17 protein-coding genes and 3 tRNA genes are annotated in these 17,563 nt (G+C 67.4%); 3 read left to right on the forward strand and 17 right to left on the reverse strand.

Features of this window, described 5'->3' with window-relative positions; translation table 11 throughout:
- Nucleotide 1: 1 nt before the first annotated feature.
- From DC347_RS07505 to DC347_RS07530, 6 genes are all read right to left on the reverse strand, one after another.
- Nucleotides 2-1,192: an acyl-CoA dehydrogenase family protein gene (locus DC347_RS07505; RefSeq protein WP_018763426.1), complete on the reverse strand. Its 1,191-nt coding sequence runs from the start codon at nucleotides 1,190-1,192 to the stop codon at nucleotides 2-4.
- 162 nt (nucleotides 1,193-1,354) lie between these two features.
- A tRNA-Ile gene (locus DC347_RS07510) sits at nucleotides 1,355-1,428 on the reverse strand.
- 74 nt (nucleotides 1,429-1,502) lie between these two features.
- A complete protein-coding gene (locus tag DC347_RS07515) occupies nucleotides 1,503-2,699 on the reverse strand; it encodes a glycosyltransferase (RefSeq protein ID WP_018763425.1) in 1,197 nt (398 codons plus the stop codon).
- Nucleotides 2,700-2,811: 112 nt separating this feature from the next.
- A complete protein-coding gene (locus DC347_RS07520; RefSeq protein ID WP_109044947.1) occupies nucleotides 2,812-3,720 on the reverse strand; it encodes a DMT family transporter in 909 nt (302 codons plus the stop codon).
- Nucleotides 3,720-4,343 (reverse strand): CDP-alcohol phosphatidyltransferase family protein, encoded by a 624-nt coding sequence (locus DC347_RS07525; protein ID WP_109044948.1) that lies wholly within the window; start codon nucleotides 4,341-4,343, stop codon nucleotides 3,720-3,722. Before DC347_RS07525 ends, DC347_RS07520 begins: the two co-directional genes overlap by 1 nt.
- A gap of 63 nt (nucleotides 4,344-4,406) precedes the next feature.
- Nucleotides 4,407-5,264, reverse strand: coding sequence for a phage holin family protein (locus DC347_RS07530; RefSeq protein ID WP_026265057.1), 858 nt, complete (start codon nucleotides 5,262-5,264; stop codon nucleotides 4,407-4,409).
- A 181-nt stretch (nucleotides 5,265-5,445) separates the two neighbouring features.
- Here DC347_RS07530 and DC347_RS07535 point away from each other — a divergent pair, with 181 nt between their 5' ends.
- From DC347_RS07535 to DC347_RS07545, 3 genes are all read left to right on the forward strand, one after another.
- On the forward strand, nucleotides 5,446-6,669 hold the full coding sequence (locus DC347_RS07535) for a multidrug effflux MFS transporter (RefSeq protein WP_026265056.1): 1,224 nt from the start codon (nucleotides 5,446-5,448) through the stop codon (nucleotides 6,667-6,669).
- Between the two features lie 37 nt (nucleotides 6,670-6,706).
- The gene (locus tag DC347_RS07540) at nucleotides 6,707-6,886 is read left to right on the forward strand and encodes a glycine zipper 2TM domain-containing protein (protein ID WP_018763420.1); all 180 of its coding nucleotides are present in this window, start codon (nucleotides 6,707-6,709) and stop codon (nucleotides 6,884-6,886) included.
- A gap of 64 nt (nucleotides 6,887-6,950) precedes the next feature.
- On the forward strand, nucleotides 6,951-7,358 hold the full coding sequence (locus tag DC347_RS07545) for a hypothetical protein (protein ID WP_018763419.1): 408 nt from the start codon (nucleotides 6,951-6,953) through the stop codon (nucleotides 7,356-7,358).
- Nucleotides 7,359-7,443: 85 nt separating this feature from the next.
- Here the strand turns inward: DC347_RS07545 and DC347_RS07550 are convergent.
- The 11 genes from DC347_RS07550 to DC347_RS07600 all read right to left on the reverse strand — a co-directional run bounded on the left by DC347_RS07550 (nucleotide 7,444) and on the right by DC347_RS07600 (nucleotide 17,439).
- Nucleotides 7,444-7,516 (reverse strand) — tRNA-Asn (locus DC347_RS07550).
- A gap of 122 nt (nucleotides 7,517-7,638) precedes the next feature.
- A tRNA-Asn gene (locus DC347_RS07555) sits at nucleotides 7,639-7,711 on the reverse strand.
- A gap of 86 nt (nucleotides 7,712-7,797) precedes the next feature.
- On the reverse strand, nucleotides 7,798-9,732 hold the full coding sequence (dnaG, locus tag DC347_RS07560) for a DNA primase (protein ID WP_109044949.1): 1,935 nt from the start codon (nucleotides 9,730-9,732) through the stop codon (nucleotides 7,798-7,800).
- 15 nt (nucleotides 9,733-9,747) lie between these two features.
- Complete coding sequence (locus tag DC347_RS07565) at nucleotides 9,748-10,008, reverse strand: ferredoxin (protein ID WP_018763417.1); 261 nt, start codon at nucleotides 10,006-10,008, stop codon at nucleotides 9,748-9,750.
- Nucleotides 10,005-11,261 carry an NADH-ubiquinone oxidoreductase-F iron-sulfur binding region domain-containing protein gene (locus DC347_RS07570; protein ID WP_109044950.1) on the reverse strand — a complete coding sequence of 419 codons (1,257 nt, stop codon included), beginning with the start codon at nucleotides 11,259-11,261 and terminating at the stop codon, nucleotides 10,005-10,007. The genes DC347_RS07565 and DC347_RS07570 overlap by 4 nt, the downstream gene beginning before the upstream one ends.
- Entirely contained in the window at nucleotides 11,258-11,815 is a 558-nt protein-coding gene (locus DC347_RS07575) for a ferric reductase-like transmembrane domain-containing protein (RefSeq protein ID WP_240617724.1), read from the reverse strand. The genes DC347_RS07570 and DC347_RS07575 overlap by 4 nt, the downstream gene beginning before the upstream one ends.
- Entirely contained in the window at nucleotides 11,808-12,869 is a 1,062-nt protein-coding gene (locus DC347_RS07580) for an FAD:protein FMN transferase (protein WP_240617725.1), read from the reverse strand. Before DC347_RS07580 ends, DC347_RS07575 begins: the two co-directional genes overlap by 8 nt.
- Before the next feature lie 76 nt (nucleotides 12,870-12,945).
- A complete protein-coding gene (locus DC347_RS07585) occupies nucleotides 12,946-13,260 on the reverse strand; it encodes a hypothetical protein (protein WP_109044952.1) in 315 nt (104 codons plus the stop codon).
- Nucleotides 13,261-13,383: 123 nt separating this feature from the next.
- The gene (locus DC347_RS07590) at nucleotides 13,384-14,643 is read right to left on the reverse strand and encodes a deoxyguanosinetriphosphate triphosphohydrolase (RefSeq protein ID WP_196803370.1); all 1,260 of its coding nucleotides are present in this window, start codon (nucleotides 14,641-14,643) and stop codon (nucleotides 13,384-13,386) included.
- Nucleotides 14,644-14,707: 64 nt separating this feature from the next.
- Nucleotides 14,708-15,886: a tRNA dihydrouridine synthase DusB gene (gene dusB / locus DC347_RS07595; protein ID WP_018763411.1), complete on the reverse strand. Its 1,179-nt coding sequence runs from the start codon at nucleotides 15,884-15,886 to the stop codon at nucleotides 14,708-14,710.
- Nucleotides 15,887-15,993: 107 nt separating this feature from the next.
- Nucleotides 15,994-17,439, reverse strand: a complete 1,446-nt coding sequence (locus DC347_RS07600; RefSeq protein ID WP_109044953.1) for a YibE/F family protein — start codon at nucleotides 17,437-17,439, stop codon at nucleotides 15,994-15,996.
- Nucleotides 17,440-17,563: the final 124 nt, after the last annotated feature.

Below are 17,563 nucleotides of genomic sequence, written 5' to 3' on the forward strand. Positions count from 1 at the left end.
ATCAGACGATGGCCGAGATGCCCGTGATGGCCCGGCCCGTGACCAGGGTGTTGATCTCGGCGGTCCCCTCGTAGGAGTAGATGGCCTCTGCGTCGGCGAAGATCTTGGCCATCTCGAAATCGGTCACGATGCCGTTGCCGCCAAGGATGCCTCGACCCAGCGCCACGCTCTCGCGCATGCGCGCGGTGGTGAAGGCCTTGGCCAAGGCGGACTGCTCGTCCTTCGCCACTCCCGCGTCCTCCAATTGCGACAACCGGACCATCATGCCCATGGAGCTGACCGCGTTGCCGAGGATCCGCACCAGCTGGTCCTGGACGAGCTGGAAGGAGGCCAGCGGCCGGCCGAACTGCTGACGTTCCACTGCGTAGCGCCGAGCAACGTCGAACGCTGCCAACTGGAGTCCCACGGCCTGCCAGGCAACGGCCAGGCGGGTGACCTTCAGGACTTTGTTGACGTCGCGGAAGCTGTTGGCGTTCGCGAGCTTGAAGTCTCCGGGAACGGCAACGTTATCCAGGACAATGTCGGCGTTCTGGACGGTGCGCAGGGATATCTTGTTTTCGATCTTTGTGGCGCTGAAGCCGGCCAACGAAGTGTCCACCATGAAGCCCTTGACCTGGTTGTCCGCCTCATCCCGGGCGTACACCACCACCCAGTCCGAGAAGGTGGCGTTGCCGATCCAGCGCTTGGCCCCGTTCAGGATCCACCGGTCACCGTCTTTGCGTGCGGTGGTGCGGGTTCCGCCGGCAACGTCGCTGCCGCCCAGCGGTTCGGTCAGGCCGAAGGCGCCGATCTTCTTCAATGCATAAATATCCGGCAGCCACTCGGCCTGCTGTTCCGGGGACGCCAGCAGTTCGATGGACCCGGTGAACAGCCCGTCGTGCACCCCCAGGAAGGTGGCGATGGAGGCGTCGGCCCGGGTGGCCTCGGCATGCAGCATTCCTGCGAAGAGGTTGGAGTAACCCTGCCGCCGGACGGGGCTGACCAGGTCCACGTCGGCGAGCTTGGACACCAGGTCCATCGGGAACTCGGCGCGGTTCCAGCAGTCCACGGCGATCGGCCGGACCTCGCGCGCCAGAAAGTCCCTGACTTCGGCCAGCCGGTCGCGTTCCTTGTCCGAGAGGAGTTGCTCAAAGGCGAAAAAGTCGCCGTCGGCGTAGGGAAGCTCACGGGGATCGGCTGCAGAGGCGGGCATGGGTACCTTCTTTGGTGATCAGCGCTGACCGGGCCGCGGTGGCGGCCAGGATGTTACTGATCAGTAACTTACCCGAGGGTGTCCAGTTAACCAAGAACACCCGGCCTTAACCACGAAGACCGCGGCCGACAGGGATTGTCGGCCGCGGTCTTCGTGTGGCGGTAGGGCTACTCGGACTTGAACCGAGGACCTTAGGATTATGAGTCCCGCGCTCTAACCAGCTGAGCTATAGCCCCCAACCACCCCGGGAGCGGGCCTGAAGGCCGCGCTCCGGCAGGGCAGAAACACTCTAGCAAACCCGGGAAAGGGTTCAGACCACTTTGTCCTCGTAGGTGGCACCGCGGTACAGGTCCTCGAAGGTCTGCAGGGTCCCCTGGATACTGTGGGGCTCCACCATCTCCCGGCTGGCCCTGCCCATGGCGCGCCGTTCCTCCTCGGGCAGTTCCAGGACCTGGGTGATCTTCTTGGCGAGATCGTCACTGTCGTTGGGCGTAAACAGGTAGCCGTTTTCGCCGTCGCGCACCAGATGCGGAAGGGCCATGGCGTCGGCAAGGACCACGGGGGTGGAAGCGGACATCGCCTCAAGGGTCACCAGCGACTGCAATTCAGCAGTTCCGGGCATGCAGAAGAGGTCGGCCGCGATGTAGGCCCTTCGCAGTTCCTCGTCGCTGGCAAGCCCCAGGAATTTCACCCGGCCGCCAAGTCCCAGCCGCAGGACCAGGTCCTCGAGGGCGGGCCGTACTTCGCCGCCGCCCACGATCTCCAGGTGCACATTCAGTTCCGGCGGAGTCTTACCGATGGCTTCGATGAGCACGTCAACGTGCTTTTCTTCGGCCAGGCGGCCGGCGAAGAGCACCGTGGGGTGGGCATGCGGCTCAATACGCTCGCCGGGCTTCAGCTCATAGGCGGCGGAGTCGATGCCGTTGGACAGCGGCAGGACTTTGCGCAGGAAGGCGTGCTCATGCATGGCCCTGGCGGCCAGCGGCGTGGGCGTGGTGACGACGTCGGCCTGGCCCATGACCTTGCCCATGTCCTTCCAGGAAACCCGGCCGACGATGTCCTTGAACCACTGCGGGAACGGCAGGAAGGGGTTGAGGTTTTCCGGCATGAAGTGGTTGGTGGCCACTACCCTGATGCCGCGTTTCACGGCCTCATAGAGGACGTGCTCGCCGATCATGTAGTGGCTCTGGATGTGCACCACGTCCGGTTTGACCCGGTCGAAAAGCAGGCTGATTTCCTTCTTGATTTCCCACGGGAAGCAGATGCGGAAGGTCTCGTGGGTGAACGCCCGGTGCGAGCGGAGCCGGTGCACGGTTGCTTCCGCACGGAATTCGGTGAAGCTCTTTCCCTTGCTGTCGCGGGACGCCAGGACATGGACGTTGTGGCCCCGGGCGGTCATGCCCTTGGCCAGCCGGTATCCGAACTGGGCGGCGCCGTTGACGTCCGGCGGGTAGGTGTCCGCCGCGATCAGGATGGTCAGGGGGCGCTGGTCGGCTGGCGTGGTCATGTGGAGTACTCCTGATGGTCACGGTGCGGGCAGCGTGGAACTGACAGCACGGTTGGCCGCCGGCGCAGGTGGCGCACGGCCTCGTGGTTTGCTTGATGTGTGCGGTGACGGGCTACTGGTTCGGTTTGCCGGCGGCCCTGCGCGCGTCCTTCTTGCGCTTGGTGACCTCCGGGTGGTGCCGGGAAAGGGCGATAACCCCAACGATAGCAAGGCACGCCGCCGTTCCCATTGCGATGGCCATGACGGCGTGGACGTCGGGGCGCAGTTCGCCCAGGATGATGATGCCGATGGCGATGCCCACCATGGGGTCGATCACCGTGAGTCCGGCGATCACCAGGTCCGGAGGGCCGGTGGAGTAAGCGCTCTGGACAAACCAGGAGCCCAGGCCGCCGGCAGCGATGATGGCCACCACCGAGTACCACTGCACGTTCAGCAGGAAAAGCCCGTTGGGGTCCAGGAGGTGCTTGCCGATGATCCGGGTCAGGACCGCAACGAAGCCGAACAGGATACCGGCGCCAAGGATGTAGACGAACGCGTTCATGCGGTGCCTGAACGTCACCGCCAGCGTACCGAACAGGCCCACCGCGAGGGCGAGGAGCAGCACGATGGTCAGCTCGTCTGCAAGGCTGACGTGGTGGCTTTCCTGCGTCACGTTCACGGCAAGGAGGACGAAGAGCGCCGATCCCGTGACGCATGCGGCGATGGAGACCGCCGTGGCGCGGTTGATGGTGAGGTCCTGGTCCCGGGCGTTAACCACCGTGGTGATCACCAGGGCAATGGCACCAATGGGCTGGACCACGGTCAGCGGGGCTGATACGAGGGCCACGGCATTCATGGCCATGCCCAGGCACAGCAGCAGGAGCCCGAACATCCAGCGCGGGTTGCGCAGCAGCCGGAGGAAACCGTTGGAGCTCAGCGCGAGCCCGCCGGTATCGGCTTTGACGGCACTCCCCTGGCGCTGGGCACCGAGGGCCAGGCAGAAGGCACCCAGGACCGCCAGCGCGACGGCGAACCACACCATCAGCCGTGACCGCCGTTGTGTTGTTCCGTTTCCCGGCCCTTGCGCAGCATGGCCCAGAAGTAGTTGTAGGCGGCAATCCAGTGGCCCACCAGGCCCAGGACCAGGACCACCCAGGCGGCAGCGAGGAGCAGGCCCGCGGCGACGGTGTCCACCCTGGACAGGAGCAGCAGCGGCGTTCCCAGCAGGAGCAGGCCGGTCCTGACCTTGCCCACAACACTGACGGGGAGGTCGGGATGGCCATGGAAAAGGGAGAGCGTGAGGACCAGCAGAATGGCGTCGGGAATCACCAGCGCGGCGAGGTAGAGCCAGTGCACGACGCCGGCGATCACCAGGGTGACCGCCACGGCAAGCAGGGCCAGCCGGTCAGCAATGGGGTCCAGGACACGGCCGAGTTTGGAAGCTTGGTCGAAACGGCGGGCAATGTAGCCGTCAATCCAGTCCGTACCCGCCATGACCGCCAGGACGGCCACGCCGGCTCCGTATTCCCGCTGGGCCAGGACGAGCCAAATGAAGAGCGGAACCCCCATGAACCGCACCACGGTAAGCAGGTTGGGGATGGTGAACACGCGGTCGTGGTCCACCTGGGGGCGGCCGGGGCGGGCGCCTGCGCCAATGAACCTCACCCGTCCCCCTCTCCTTGCTGTTGCGCCGCGGCGCGGTCTATCGGTTGTGCGTTACGGACCTGTTCAGGCTTGGTTGGCGCGCAGGAGCCGCCGGAGCAGGACCACCAGCACCGTACCGGCCGCTGCGAGGGCTGCCAGCGGCTTCCAGCGGCGGCCCAGGTCCGCGGAGTCGGCGACGGCGGCGAACCGCTGCGATGCCGCGTCCGCGCCGCGGGCGGCGAGCAGCTGGGCCTCACGGGCTTTGACCTGGGCGGCGGCCAGCAGGTAGCGGGCCTGCGTCTTGAGGTCCAGCTCCGTGCCGAGTTCATCCCGGACCTCGGCGAGGTGGTGCCGGCGCTGGCTGAGCCGGCGAACCAGCTCGGGCTCGGAAGCGTGCGGGAACTCCTGATCGTGCTGGGCGGCCTTGGCTTCCTTCTCGGCCTTGGCCTTGGCGGCGGCTTCGGCCTTTGCAGCCTTCGCTGCCTTTGCTTCCGGGCTGTCCGGATCCAGGACCGCGGGATTGAAGGCGGACCCTTCGCGGGCGACGCCGAGATCGTACTTAATGCCGCGGATGGTTTCTTCAGGCACCAGCGGCATGGCTTTCTTGAACCTCGCAAGGCCTACAAGGCCGCCGACCAAAGCGATGACCAGGAAGGCGGCGGACACCAGGAGTGCTGCCAGCCAGGCAGGCATGATGGTGGCCAGCCCCATGATGGCGGCGACGATCAGGCCAACTACCAGGAACGCCACGAAGACCAGGGCGATGGCGAAGAACGCTGCGGCCACCCCAACCTGGATGCCCTTGCGCTTGAGTTCGATCTTGGCGAAGGCGATCTCGTCGTTGAGCTGGCGTGGGGCCAACCGGAAAAGGAGTCGTGCCGTTCCCGGCAGCGCGGTGATGCGCAATCCGGGACTGGTACGCCCGCTGTGACGTCCGCTCATCGGTTCCGCCTTACTGGTCGTCTGGGTCGATACTGCCTGCGTTGTCCTGCGGAAATGTGCAGCCGCACAGTCCACGCCACCCAAACTATCATTCAGGTTCAGGGCGAACTCCGGGGCTTGCCGGGCGGCGCGGCCTACAACGCTGAAAAAACGTCCCCCGCCGGGCCTAGGATTGGTGATCGTGACCAATGCCCCCAATCCCGGCGACCTGCTGACCCGCCGCCGGAAGCTTCTGTACATCCTCCTCCTGGGCGCCCTGACGGCCTTGGGTCCGTTCACGATCGACCTTTACCTGCCCGCTTTTCCTGCGCTGGAGGCAAGCCTGGGCGTGACGGAGGCGCAGGTTCAGTTGACGCTGGCCGGCACCACCGTGGGCTTTGCGTTCGGGCAGCTGGTGGTGGGGCCGTTCAGCGACAAGTTTGGCCGCCGGACACCCTTGATCCTTGCCACCGCCCTCCATATCGCAGCGTCCGTGGGTGCGGCCTTGTCCGCGGACATCACCACCTTGGGGATCTTCCGTGTCCTGATGGGTGTCGGCGCTGCCGGCGGCGGCGTGGTGGCCATGGCCATGGTGCGCGACCTGTTTTCCGGGTATGCCATGGTACGGATGTTTTCGCGGATGGCGCTGGTCAACGGCCTGGCCCCCATCCTGGCACCGGTGATCGGCTCGCAGCTGCTGCTGGTCATGCCCTGGCCCGGAATATTCGTGTTCCTTGCCTCCTACGGAACCCTTGTCATCGTGGCCGCCCTGCTGCTGGTGCGCGAGACGCTTCCGCCGGAGAAGCGCGGCAAGAGCGGCATGACTGCCCGGCAGCGGTACAAGGCGCTCTTCAGCGACCGGATCTTCGTGGGGCTGCTGATGGTGGCCGGATTCAACTTTGGCGGCCTGTTCACCTACCTGTCGGCGTCGCCCTTCCTGTTCCAGGACGTGTTCGGCTTCTCCGCCCAGCAGTACGGGTTGCTCTTTGGCATCAACTCCCTGGGCATCGTTGCCGGCGTCCAAACCAGTGCGCGCCTGATCCGGGTTGTCCCGCCACAGTGGATCCTGGCGTGCGCCACGGCCTGGATGTTCCTGATGGCCGTGCTGATCGTCGTGTTCGACCGCATGGGCCTGGGGCTGTGGGGAGTGATGGTCCCGCTGTGGTTCTACATCCTGGGGACAGGCTTCATGTTCCCCTGCGTCCAAGTGCTGGCACTGGCCGGCCACGCAGCCCAGGCGGGGACGGCGGCGTCGCTCCTTGGTGCGGCCACGTTCCTCATGGCCGGGCTGATTTCCCCCGTGGTGGGCTGGCTGGGCATTACCAGCGCGGCGCCGATGGGTTCGGTGCAGGCCGCATGCATCCTGCTTGCCATCGGGGCCTTGTGGCTGGTTGTCCGCCCGCGCACGGTACCCTCAATCCACTAACCGCCGATCCACCGAACGTCCACCAGGAAGGCCGCCGATGAGCCGGAAACCGCACCGCAACGGACGGGGACTCTTCCTGGGCGCCGTGCTCGGCGCCGTCGTCGGCTATTTTGCCGGCCGGGCCGTGGGCAACCCGGCCTGGGGCATCATCCTGGGCACGCTGGCCGGCGCAGCACTGCTGTACCGGATCAACCCGGGGTCCCGGAAACGCCGCTGACTGCCGGGCCCGGCTGCGGACGCGCCACCTGCCTTCCCGGGCCTTCCCGCGATAAAATATTCCCGTGCCCAGCTGGCAGAACCAACCGCCACTTCCGGCCACATGGCAACGGTGCGACGCCCGGATCCTGCCACTGTGGTGGGAGCGACTGTGTGCCCAGGCCGGGCAGCAGTCAGCGGCGCTGTACGCCGCGGGGCTGTTCACCGAGGACCGCCGCCGGCCCATCGCCCAGTGGTTCAATCCCGCCTTCAATGCAGCCCTGCTGGTGGCTCCGGAAACCTCGCCGGAGTGGCCGGTCCAGCGGTTCGGTATTTTCTACGCCCCGCCGGATGCCGGCTTTGTCCGCATCCACTCGGCCCCGCACGAATGGAACCCGCGCGAACCCCGCAGGTCGCCCACGGAAAACGAGGCCTTCAACGCAGCCATCGCGGAGGCCGAAAGATTCCTGCAGGTGGAAATGGACTTCGTCTGATCTGCCGGGCGCGTCCAAGGCTTTGCCCGCGAAGACAAAAAAATCCCTGTTCCGCCGGCTGGAGGAACAGGGATTTTCCGTTGCGCTCCTCCTGCTGGACTTGAACCAGCAACCCTTCGATTAACAGTCGAATGCTCTGCCAATTGAGCTAAGGAGGAATGAAGCAGGTATGACATTAGCAAAGGATTCCGGCCCAAGGGAAATCGGCGGTTTTCCGGGCCCAAACAGCCTGTGGGCAAAGAAAAGTCCCCGTTCCGGAGGCCGGAACGGGGACTGTGCGCTCCTCCTGCTGGACTTGAACCAGCAACCCTTCGATTAACAGTCGAATGCTCTGCCAATTGAGCTAAGGAGGAATGAAGCGGGTATTAGCCTAGCAAACACTTGCGGCGGAAACGAAATCGGGAAGCCGTCCAGCCCGGCCACCCCGGTACGGGCCCCGCTACGCCTCGGCGCGCAGGGCCCGGCGTTCCATTTCCAGCATCATCAGTTCACGGTTGAGCCGCTGGTAGGTTTCCGGATCCGCGGCCGGATCGAGCCGTTGCAGCTGCCCCATCTTGTCCGCCTTGACCCGGGTGATCTGCAGCTCGAACAAGCGGGACAGGATGTCGCGGCAATACTTCAGCACGGCCTCCTCCGTGTGGGCAGGCAGCGGCACCACAGCCAGTTCCGAGACCAGCGGCCGGAGGGGTTCGGGAACTTCGTGCATCACGTGTTCCACCCAGCGCACCGGATCACCGGCCGCCTGCCCCGGACCGGTGGCGCGCATGGCGTCGTGGACCGCCTGGAAGGCGGGCGTGGCGAACCGGGCGTCTGCGAAGCGGTCCCAAACGGCGCCGGCCAGCAGGGACGGCTGCTGGAGTGCCACCTCCAGGGCCTGGCGTTCCATCGAGGCCACGGGATCCCGGGGGTCCGGCCGGTGGTAGGAAGGGACCGCGCCCGACGACGGCCCGGCAGCAACGCCGGGGCCGCCGGGTTGGGCGGCGCCCGGCTGGGCGGCCTTGCCGGCCTGCGGGTGGCCGGAGGCCGCCGGACGTCCGGTGTCCCCCCGCTTCACGGCGGCCGTGACCAGGCGGAGGACTTCGTTGGGGTCCGGCATCCCGAGCCAGCCGGTCAGCGCCTGGCAGTAGCCGGTCCGGGTGGAGGCGTCACGAATGGCGGCCACCACGGGCACTGAGGCTTTCAGGCCCTGTACGCGGCCCTCAACGGTATCCAGGTTGAACTGCTTCAAGGTGGTGCGGATGGCGAATTCAAACAGCGGCCGGCGGGACTGGATGAGGGCGTGCACTGCTTCGTCTCCCCTGCTCAGGCGGAGGTCGCAGGGGTCGGCGCCCGTGGGTTCCACCGCCACGTAGGTCTGGGCCGTGAAGCGCTGGTCTTCCTCGAAAGCGCGGAGGGCCGCTTTCTGTCCCGCGGCGTCCCCATCGAACGTGAACACCACTTCTCCCCCGGTGCCGTCGTCGGACAAAAGCCGCCGGGCAATCTTGATGTGCTCGGTGCCGAACGCCGTTCCACAGGTGGCCACCGCCGTCGTAATTCCTGCAAGGTGGCAGGCCATCACGTCCGTGTAGCCCTCCACCACCACCAGCTGGCGGTCCTTGGCGATGCTGCGCTTGGCGAGGTCGATTCCGTAGAGGACCTGGGACTTCTTGTAGAGCGTGGTTTCCGGGGTGTTGAGGTACTTGGGGCCCTGGTCATCCTCGTAGAGCTTGCGGGCGCCGAAGCCGATGGTGTCGCCGGCGATGTCCTTGATGGGCCAGATGAGGCGGCCGCGGAAGCGGTCGTAGATGCCGCGGTTGCCCTCCGAGAACATGCCGGTGAGCTTCAGCTCGGCGTCGGTGAAGCCGCGGCCCCGGAGGTGCTTCAGCAACGCATCCCAGCCTTGGGGGGCATACCCGCAGCCGAAGTGCTCGGCGGCTGCCCGGTCAAAGCCCCGTCCGTGCAGGAAGTTCCGGGCCTCGGCGGCACCAGGCGTGAGCAACTGGGCGCGGAAAAACTCGTCGGCAATTTTGTGGGCGTCCAGCAAACGCTGCCGCCGGCCCACTTCCTCCCGGTTGGGCCCGCTTCCGCCATCCCCGTAGCGCAGCTCGTAGCCGATCCGGGCGGCCAGTTTTTCTACCGCCTCGTGGAAGGAGCTGTGGTCCTGCTTTTGGACGAAGGCGATGACGTCACCGTCCTCGCCGCAGCCAAAGCAGTGGTAGCGGCCTACCTGGGGGCGGACGGTGAAGGACGGCGAACGCTCGTCGTGGAAGGGGCACAGGCCCTTCCACGTTCCCAGCCCGGCGCCTTTGAGCGTGACGTAGCCGTCAACCACTTCCTTGATGTCCGTGCGCTGGCGTACTTCGTCGATATCTTCACGTTTAATCAGCCCAGCCACACAGCAATCTTAGTGTCACCGTCCCGGCTTACGGCTTTCACGTGCCGGCTCCATGCGTTCCTGGAGGCTCAAGGCCAGCTTGGGGCAGAGGGACACGGCCTCCTGCGCGGCTTCCCGGTCCGCGTCCCGCAGCGGAATGTCCGTCCGTTCGCGGCCGGACTTCCCGCGTGCCACGGGGTATCCCCAGTCATCACGGTCCAGTACGCCGGGAAGCAGTTCTGTGCACAGGCCGCGGCCGTCGCAGCTGGTCCAGTCGATGTGCAGAATGGCCGTCATGCCGCCACTCCCCCCAGGGGAACACAGTATCCGGCGAGGTGCGCACGGAAGTCCGCGGCGAACACCTCCAGGGCGCTGCTGACCAGCCCAGTGGTCCCCTCAGGATGCCGGCAGGCGCCGCGGCCGGACACCAGCCGTCCCAGTCGGTCCAGTTCGGAGGCGAGGCGGGGGTTGCGTTCCCCGCCAGCGATCCGGTTGAGGACGGACGCCATGGCCGGCAGGCCGAACATGCAGGGTCCGCATTGCCTGGCCGATTCATTGGCGAGGTAGGTGAGGATCCGGGCGGTCGCCCCGATCCCGCAGGCGTGCGGATCCAGCGCATGGATCACGCCTGCTCCGGGAGGCACCGTCCCGCCCACCGGCCCCTCCGGCGAGAGCACATGGGCAGCAGGCCGTACCCAGCGGCCGTGGTAGCCGCCCACCAGGACGGCGGACAAGGGAGCCGGGTCCATCCCCGCTTCCTTGAGGACGGCGGAAAGTTCCACCCCGCCCGGCACCTCCAGCACCACGTCGCGGACCGGGGCCGGACCGGATACTGACACGAGCCGGGTTCCCGGATCCGTCGCAGTTCCCGCTTGGCGGAACCACTGCGCCCCGTAGCGGGCGATCAGGGCAACCTGTGCCAGGGTTTCGACATTGACCACCAGCGTGGGGCGGCCATTCAGTCCCGATTCGCTCAGGCGCCGGCGTTGGTCAACCGGCACCGCATTTCCGGTGGCAATCATGTTGACCACCGCGCTCGACTCGCCCGAGATGAACGTTTCCGGCGCCTCCACCACCCGGACCCGCTTGGTGCCGGGACGCCCCGCGAGGGCCTGCCGGACACGGGGCAGGCCTGCTGCCGGCGCGTACACGTAGGTGCCGGCGCCGCCCAACGCAGCCGCCAGGGTGAGCAGGCCGTCGATGACCAGGTGCGGTGCATGGCTAAGGAGGGTCCGGCCTTTGAAGCTGAGTGGTTCGCCCTCGGCGCCGTTGGCGATCACCACCGGCCGGGCCGCAAACAGGCCCTTGCGGCCGGACTCCGCCGTGGCGGTCACCTTGCGCCAGGTTTCGAACGCTGCCCCGCCCCGGCCGGTCAGCCCCGACGCCGCGAGCGCGTCAAGCAGCCCCGGTGCGGCCGCGTCTGCGTCCAGGGGGCCGAAGGTATCCAGGTGCTGGTCCCAGCCGGCATCCGGGCCGGCCGCGAGGAGGCGCGGTTCCTGCCGTGCCGCATCCGGGGGCGCCGGCTGGGAGGTGTCTCCGGCGTGGCTCACGGGAGGTTTCCTTGCCTGGCAGCGGAGGTTTCAAGAAATGTCGGTGACAGCCGCCACAACAGCGCCGCGGCCACGGCGACGGCGGACGCCGCGGCAAGCAGCAGGAACCAGCCGCTCGAGACGTCGGTACCGTTTCCGAGGGCGTGCGCCATCGCCACCGGCCAGACGCCATAGGTCAGCCAGTGGACCGCCTTGAAGGTCCGTTGTCCGATCCGGTGCCGCAGCAACCCGGTGACAACCACGGCCAGGACCAGGTCAAGGGCCACCGTCCCCAAACCCTGCCAGAACGGTTGGAAGGAGCCCAGGAAGGGCACCACGACGTCCACCGGCTTCAGCTTGGCAAAGGAGTCCAGCAGCAGTGAGCCCACGTGGAGCCCCAGGAAGACGGTGGCGAGCAGGGCGATGTTCCGGTGCAGGAGGCTGATGGAAAACCGCGGCAGCACCATCAGGGGACGGCCGGACCTGTTGAGGATTCCCAGCAGTACGGACGCGGTGAACAGGGCAAGGGAGATGAAGCCGCTCACCCGCCCGAAAGCCCACATTGCCTCATCCATGGCGGCCACCCACCGCAGCGCCGGGGCGGGCTGCTTGGCGGGGTGGGTCTGCAGGATTGGACCCGGCGCCGCGGGGGACTTGGCTATCGGTGGGCCAGCCGCCGGTGGTGACAATCCGGCCGTGGCGGTCCACGAGCCGGGCCACGATATTTTCGGCCCGGAACCAGTCCACGGCGGCGTGGCCGCGGACAATGGCGGCCGTGCTGCAGGCGTTGGCATCCAGGCATGTGGGTGCGGCCACTGTCACGGACCGCCAGACGGGCTCGGCCGGGAGCCCGAAGCGCGGGTCAAGGATGTGGTGGACGTCGGTTCCCCGGTGCGTCCAGCGGCGCTTTTGCGTGCTGGACGTGGCGAGGGCATACCCGGACGCGAGGGAGATGTGCTGGGCGGGGTCGGCGGGCAGGTCCTGGACCAGTATTTGCCACTGGCCGGGTTGGCCATCCACGAGGGGTCCGGGCCCTGCGCTGGCCAGGTCTCCGCCGAGCCCTACGAGGACCCCGCAGCCGAGCCGCTGGTGCACTTCGTCGGCGGCGAGGTCCGCCGCGACCGCCTTGGCCGTGGCACCGAGGTCAAGCCGGAGTTCGGCAGGCAGGGTCAGGGTGGTGGAGTCGAGGCCGAGCCTGGTCCATCCGGGTGCCCGCGTCGCGGGCATGTCAGGGGATGCGGCCGACGGCGGCGCAGGAGTTCGCGCCGCTCCGTTCGCCAGTGCCGGCACCGGCACGCTGCGGAGCCCCGTCATACCCTGTTGGTCCGGGCCGTGGCCCAGTGCGGCCAGGTCCGCTCCGAGGGTGGGGTCGACGTCGCCGCCGGTCATGGCCGCCGCGTCCAGGGCCCGTTGCAGGAGCAGCCGGAGCATCGGGCTGACGGTGACGCCCTGCGCCATCCGGGGTTGGAGGATCACAAGTTCCGAGTCGTTGCGGAAACGGCTGCAGGCGGCGTCGACGGCGGCCACCACGTCGCGGACGATCCGTTCCGCGCCAGCCAGGGCGCCGGCGTCCGTAACGGTAACGGAGGCCTCAAGCTCCCAGACTGTCCAGGTTGATTGGGCCGCCATACCGCGTTCCGCCGCCCCAGTGCCGGCCGGGCCGGACCGGCCCATGCGGGCACCGTGCGCGTCAGGACCGTTCATTTCAGGATCCCGAAGACCTGCCGTGGACCGTGCCGCCGTTGCCGGGTTGGACCGGCGTGGTGCTTCCGTAGCTCTTGGAACGGCGCGTGCCGTCCTGCCGGCTCCCGTAAATGTCGTTGCCCGAACCGGTGGAACCGCTCGGTTTCGGCGTGGTGCCTTGGGTGCTGTTGTCCGTCCCGAGAGTGGTCCTGGCGATGACGGAAGGCGTGGCGGCGTACACGGCGGCCGCGCTGACGCCCGCAACGGCGACGCTGCCCACGCCCACCGCCACGGTAATCCCGGTGGCGAGGCGCTTGCCCCTGCTGCGAGTACTCATGACCTGCTCCCGTGCTTTAACGGCCTGCCTTTTCCCCTATCTTGCCCCTCGTTCCTGTGGAAACTCTTAGAGCAAGCTGTTGATCGGTCGGGTGTTGGCAGGATCCGCCACGGCCTCGCGGGGCTACCAGAGCGAAGGCAGGCTCCCCACCAGGCGCTCGTACATGGCAAGCGCCGAACCATCCGTCAGGGACGCCACCTGGTCGATGACCACCCGCAGCCGTGCCCCGTCGTCGGCAGCGTCCCGCCAGTCGGCGGCAAACATCGGTTCCAGGTGCCTGTCCCCCGTGGCGCTCAGGGCAGTGACCAGGGCGTGCAGCACTTCGCGCTGGCGCTCGTAGATGGGCTGCCGGTGTTCAGTGGTCATCACGAACGTGGTGGCGAGGCCCTTCATGACCGCGATCTCCATCACCGTCTCATCCGGCACCATGAGCTCGGCGCTGTACCGGGTGAGGTTTTCGGGGCCGTAGACGGCACGGGTGGTTTCCAGGGCGCTCTGGCAGAACCTGCCGATCAGCTGGCTGGTCATGTTCTTCAGGGCTGCCATCGACTTGCGGCTGCCGTCCGCCTCGCGCACCCACACGTCCGTGGCCTCGAGCCGGGCCAGCGCGGCGTCGATCGCCGCAGGATCGTTGTGCGGCAGGTACCACTGCTTCGCGTACCCCACCACGCGGGCCCGGTGGTCCGGGTTGTCCAGCCAGCGCAACTGGAAGTGGCCGGCAACGATCGCGTCCTCCACGTCGTGCACCGAGTAGGAAATGTCGTCCGCGAGGTCCATCACCTGGGCTTCCAGGCAGGACCGGCGCTCCGGGGCACCCTCGCGGATCCAGTTGAAGATGGGGAGATCGTCCTCGTAGGCGCCGAACTTGCTGGTCCGCTGGCCGTGGATCACCGGGGCTTCCAGGGCAGACCACGGATATTTAGACGCGGCATCGAGGCTTGCGCGGGTGAGGTTCAGCCCTGCCGGGCGGCCGTCAGCCGTGAGCACTTTGGGTTCGAGCCGGGTGAGCAGGCGGAGCGTCTGGGCGTTGCCTTCGAACCCGCCGATGGCGTGCGCCACCTCGTTCAGCGCCGATTCGCCGTTGTGGCCGAACGGCGGGTGGCCGAGATCGTGGCTCAAGCAGGCCGTGTCCACCACGTCGGGGTCGCAGCCCAAAGCCCGGCCGAGTTCCCGGCCCACCTGCGCCACTTCCAGGCTGTGCGTGAGCCGGGTGCGGACGAAGTCGTCCGTGTCAGGGGCCACCACCTGGGTTTTGGCGCCCAGCCGGCGCAGGGCCGAGGAGTGCAGGACCCGGGCGCGGTCCCGCTCGAAATCGGAGCGGTACGTGTTCTTGGGCGGTTCCTCCACCCAGCGGGCGGAATCGTGCAGCTCGTAGCCGGGCAAGGCGAGCGCCGCGGTAGGCGTGCCGGACGCCGGAGTGCCGGCGACCGGGGTGCTCAGGGAAGCCTCAGCCACCGGAGACATCCAGCTCGGCAGCAGCGATGTCCCGGGACTGGTCGGCGTTCAGGGCGCGGGAATCGAGCCAGTCCTTGGGCAGGGCAGGACGTTTCGGGGAGCCGGCACGTCCGCGCGGGCCCTCGGCGTCAACCCCGGGGTAGGGCGAGTCCAGGTCCAACTCCGCGAGGGTATCCCGGAGCACCTCAAGGCTGGTGACCAGGGCCAGCCTGGTGCGCAGCTCACCGCCCACCACGTAGCCCTTGAAGTACCAGGCGATATGCTTCCGGATTTCACGCAGCGCCTTGCCCTCGTCACCGAAAGTCTCCACCATCAGTTCGGCGTGCCGGTAGACACCCTCGGCCACCTGGCGCAGGTTGGGCCGGTGCCGGACATCACTGCCTTCGAATGCCGCCTGAAGGTCGCCGAACAGCCACGGGCGCCCTTGGCAGCCGCGGCCCACCACCACGCCGTCCACGCCGGTTTCGCGGACCATCCTGACGGCGTCCTCTGCTGACCAGATATCGCCGTTGCCCAGCACCGGGATGTCCGGCAGGGCCTCGCGGAGGCGCGCGATGGCGGACCAGTCCGCCTTGCCGGAGTAGAACTGGGCGGCCGTGCGGCCGTGCAGCGCGACGGCGGCAACCCCGGAGTCGCGGGCGATGCGGCCGGCATCGAGGTACGTCAGGTGGTCATCGTCAATGCCCTTGCGCATCTTGATGGTCAGCGGAACGTTACCCTTGCCGGCTTCCTTGACGGCGGTCTGCACGATCGCGGTGAAGAGGTCGATCTTCCAGGGCAAGGCCGAGCCGCCGCCGCGCCGGGTCACCTTGGGGACCGGGCAGCCGAAGTTGAGGTCGATGTGGTCCGCCCGGTCTTCCTCCACGAGCATCCGCACGGCGGCGCCGACGGTGCCCGGATCCACACCGTACAGCTGGACGGAACGGACTTTCTCGTCGTCGTCATGCGAAATGATGCGGAGTGATTCAGGGGTCCGTTCCACCAGTGCGCGGGAGGTGACCATCTCCGCCACGTACATGCCGCCGCCGTATTCACGGCAGAGCCTGCGGAAGGCGGAGTTGGTGATGCCGGCCATGGGGGCCAGGATCACCGGAGTGTCAACGGTGATGGGTCCCAGCTTCAGGGGCGGGAGTTCCAGCTTGGGGGCGGGAGGGGTTGCTGCAACAGTCACCTGTCCATTGTTGCAAAGCCGGGCAAATCGAAGGTTTCCGCCGTGGCACCAGGCCTCTCCGGCGGGGCTTTCCGGCCCGCCCCGCAGGCAAGTCGCCGCGCACCCCGTCAGCCGCGGTCCGCCCTCCGGCCCCGGCGGGTGGCGGTTTCCGCAGCTGGTTCGACGCCGGCCCGCCGGCTGCGCTCCCCCAGCACGGCTGCGGCGAGCGCCCCGGTATCCGCCACGTCTCCGGCGTGGACGTGGCCGTCGTCGTGCGCCCCGACCCCGGCATGGCCCTCAACTGCCCTGATGCCGGTGGCCTTGACCACGAGCACGGCGATCAGGGTGGTGACCGGGATGGCCAGGACCAGGCCGATGGAGCCCACCAGCGTGCGGATGACTTCCTCGGACAGTTCCGAACTGGTGAGGGTATCCATCAGGGGCCGGTCGTAGAGCATGACGATGATCAGGATGGGCAGCGCGGCCCCCGCGTAGGCGAAGGCGATGGTGTACACGGTGGAGGCGATGTGGTCTCGGCCGATCCGCATGGCGGAGGTGAAGAGTTTCCGGGCGCTGGTGCCCGGCGCCAGTTCGTAGAGCTCCCACACAGCAGAGGACTGGGTGATGGTGACGTCGTTCAGGACGCCCAGTCCCGAAATGATGAGCCCGCACAGGATCACGCCGGAGATTGAGATGTTCGCCGAGGTGTTCACCAAGGTGGCGGCGTCATGGCTGCCGACGCCGGCGAGGTTGGCGGCGTCCGTGGCCCAGGCGGCCAACAGCGCCGTGATGCCGAGCCCGAAAATGGTGCCCAACAATGCCGTGGACGTCCTCGCCGAGAATCCGTGGGCAAAGTAGAGCACACCGATCATGATCACGGTGGAGCCCACCAGGGTCAGGAGCAGCGGAGGCTTGCCCTCCACCAGGCCCGGGAGCAGGAAGTTGGCCAGGACAAAATAGGCGCCCACGAGTCCGACCAGGGCGCGGAGACCGCGCCACCGGGCGACAGCGATGACCACCGCGGCATAGAGCACGGCGAGCAGGACAATCGGCAGGGTGCGGACGAAGTCCACAAAGACGTAGGCCGGCGAACCCTGCGACCCGGTGGCCCCTTGGACCTTCGAGAGGTTCAGGTACCGGATCTGGTCCCCGGGCTTGACCCCGTGCGAAGAGGCCACATCCGGGTTGATCACCACCTTGACCGGGCTCCCGCCCTTATCCGGCTCCGTGAACGCGAACGTGCAGTCCGAGCCCTGGCGGGGAGGCTGTCCGGTGGAATCCTGGCCCGTCCCCTGCTGGCTGGACTGCTGGCCGGCCTCCGGCTGGCCGGATTGCTGGCCGGCCCCCGGCTGGCTTGATTGCTGGCTGGTCCCCTGCATGCAGTTCTCGGCCACCACGCTTTGGATGGTTCCCGTATCGAATGTCACGCCGGGGGCCGTGGAGTACGGGTTGGCGAGGGTGATTCCTTCCTTGCTGCCGGAGGGCCACAGCGCGGCCATCCCGGCCAGGGTCAGCAGCGCCAGCGGGATCAGGACCGCGGCCAGGATGCGGTTCGCCTTGCTGCGGGCAGCCATCGCTTGCGGTGTCGGCTCCGAATGGCTCTCGGAAGTGTGGGAGTGACCGGCGCCCATCAGCAGTACAACCTCATGGCTTGTACTCTACGTGCGGCGCCATAGGGTTTATAAATGGACCATCGGA

It is taken from the genome of Pseudarthrobacter sp. AG30 (assembly GCF_003116525.1).
In the GTDB taxonomy this organism is placed as follows: Bacteria; Actinomycetota; Actinomycetes; order Actinomycetales; family Micrococcaceae; genus Arthrobacter.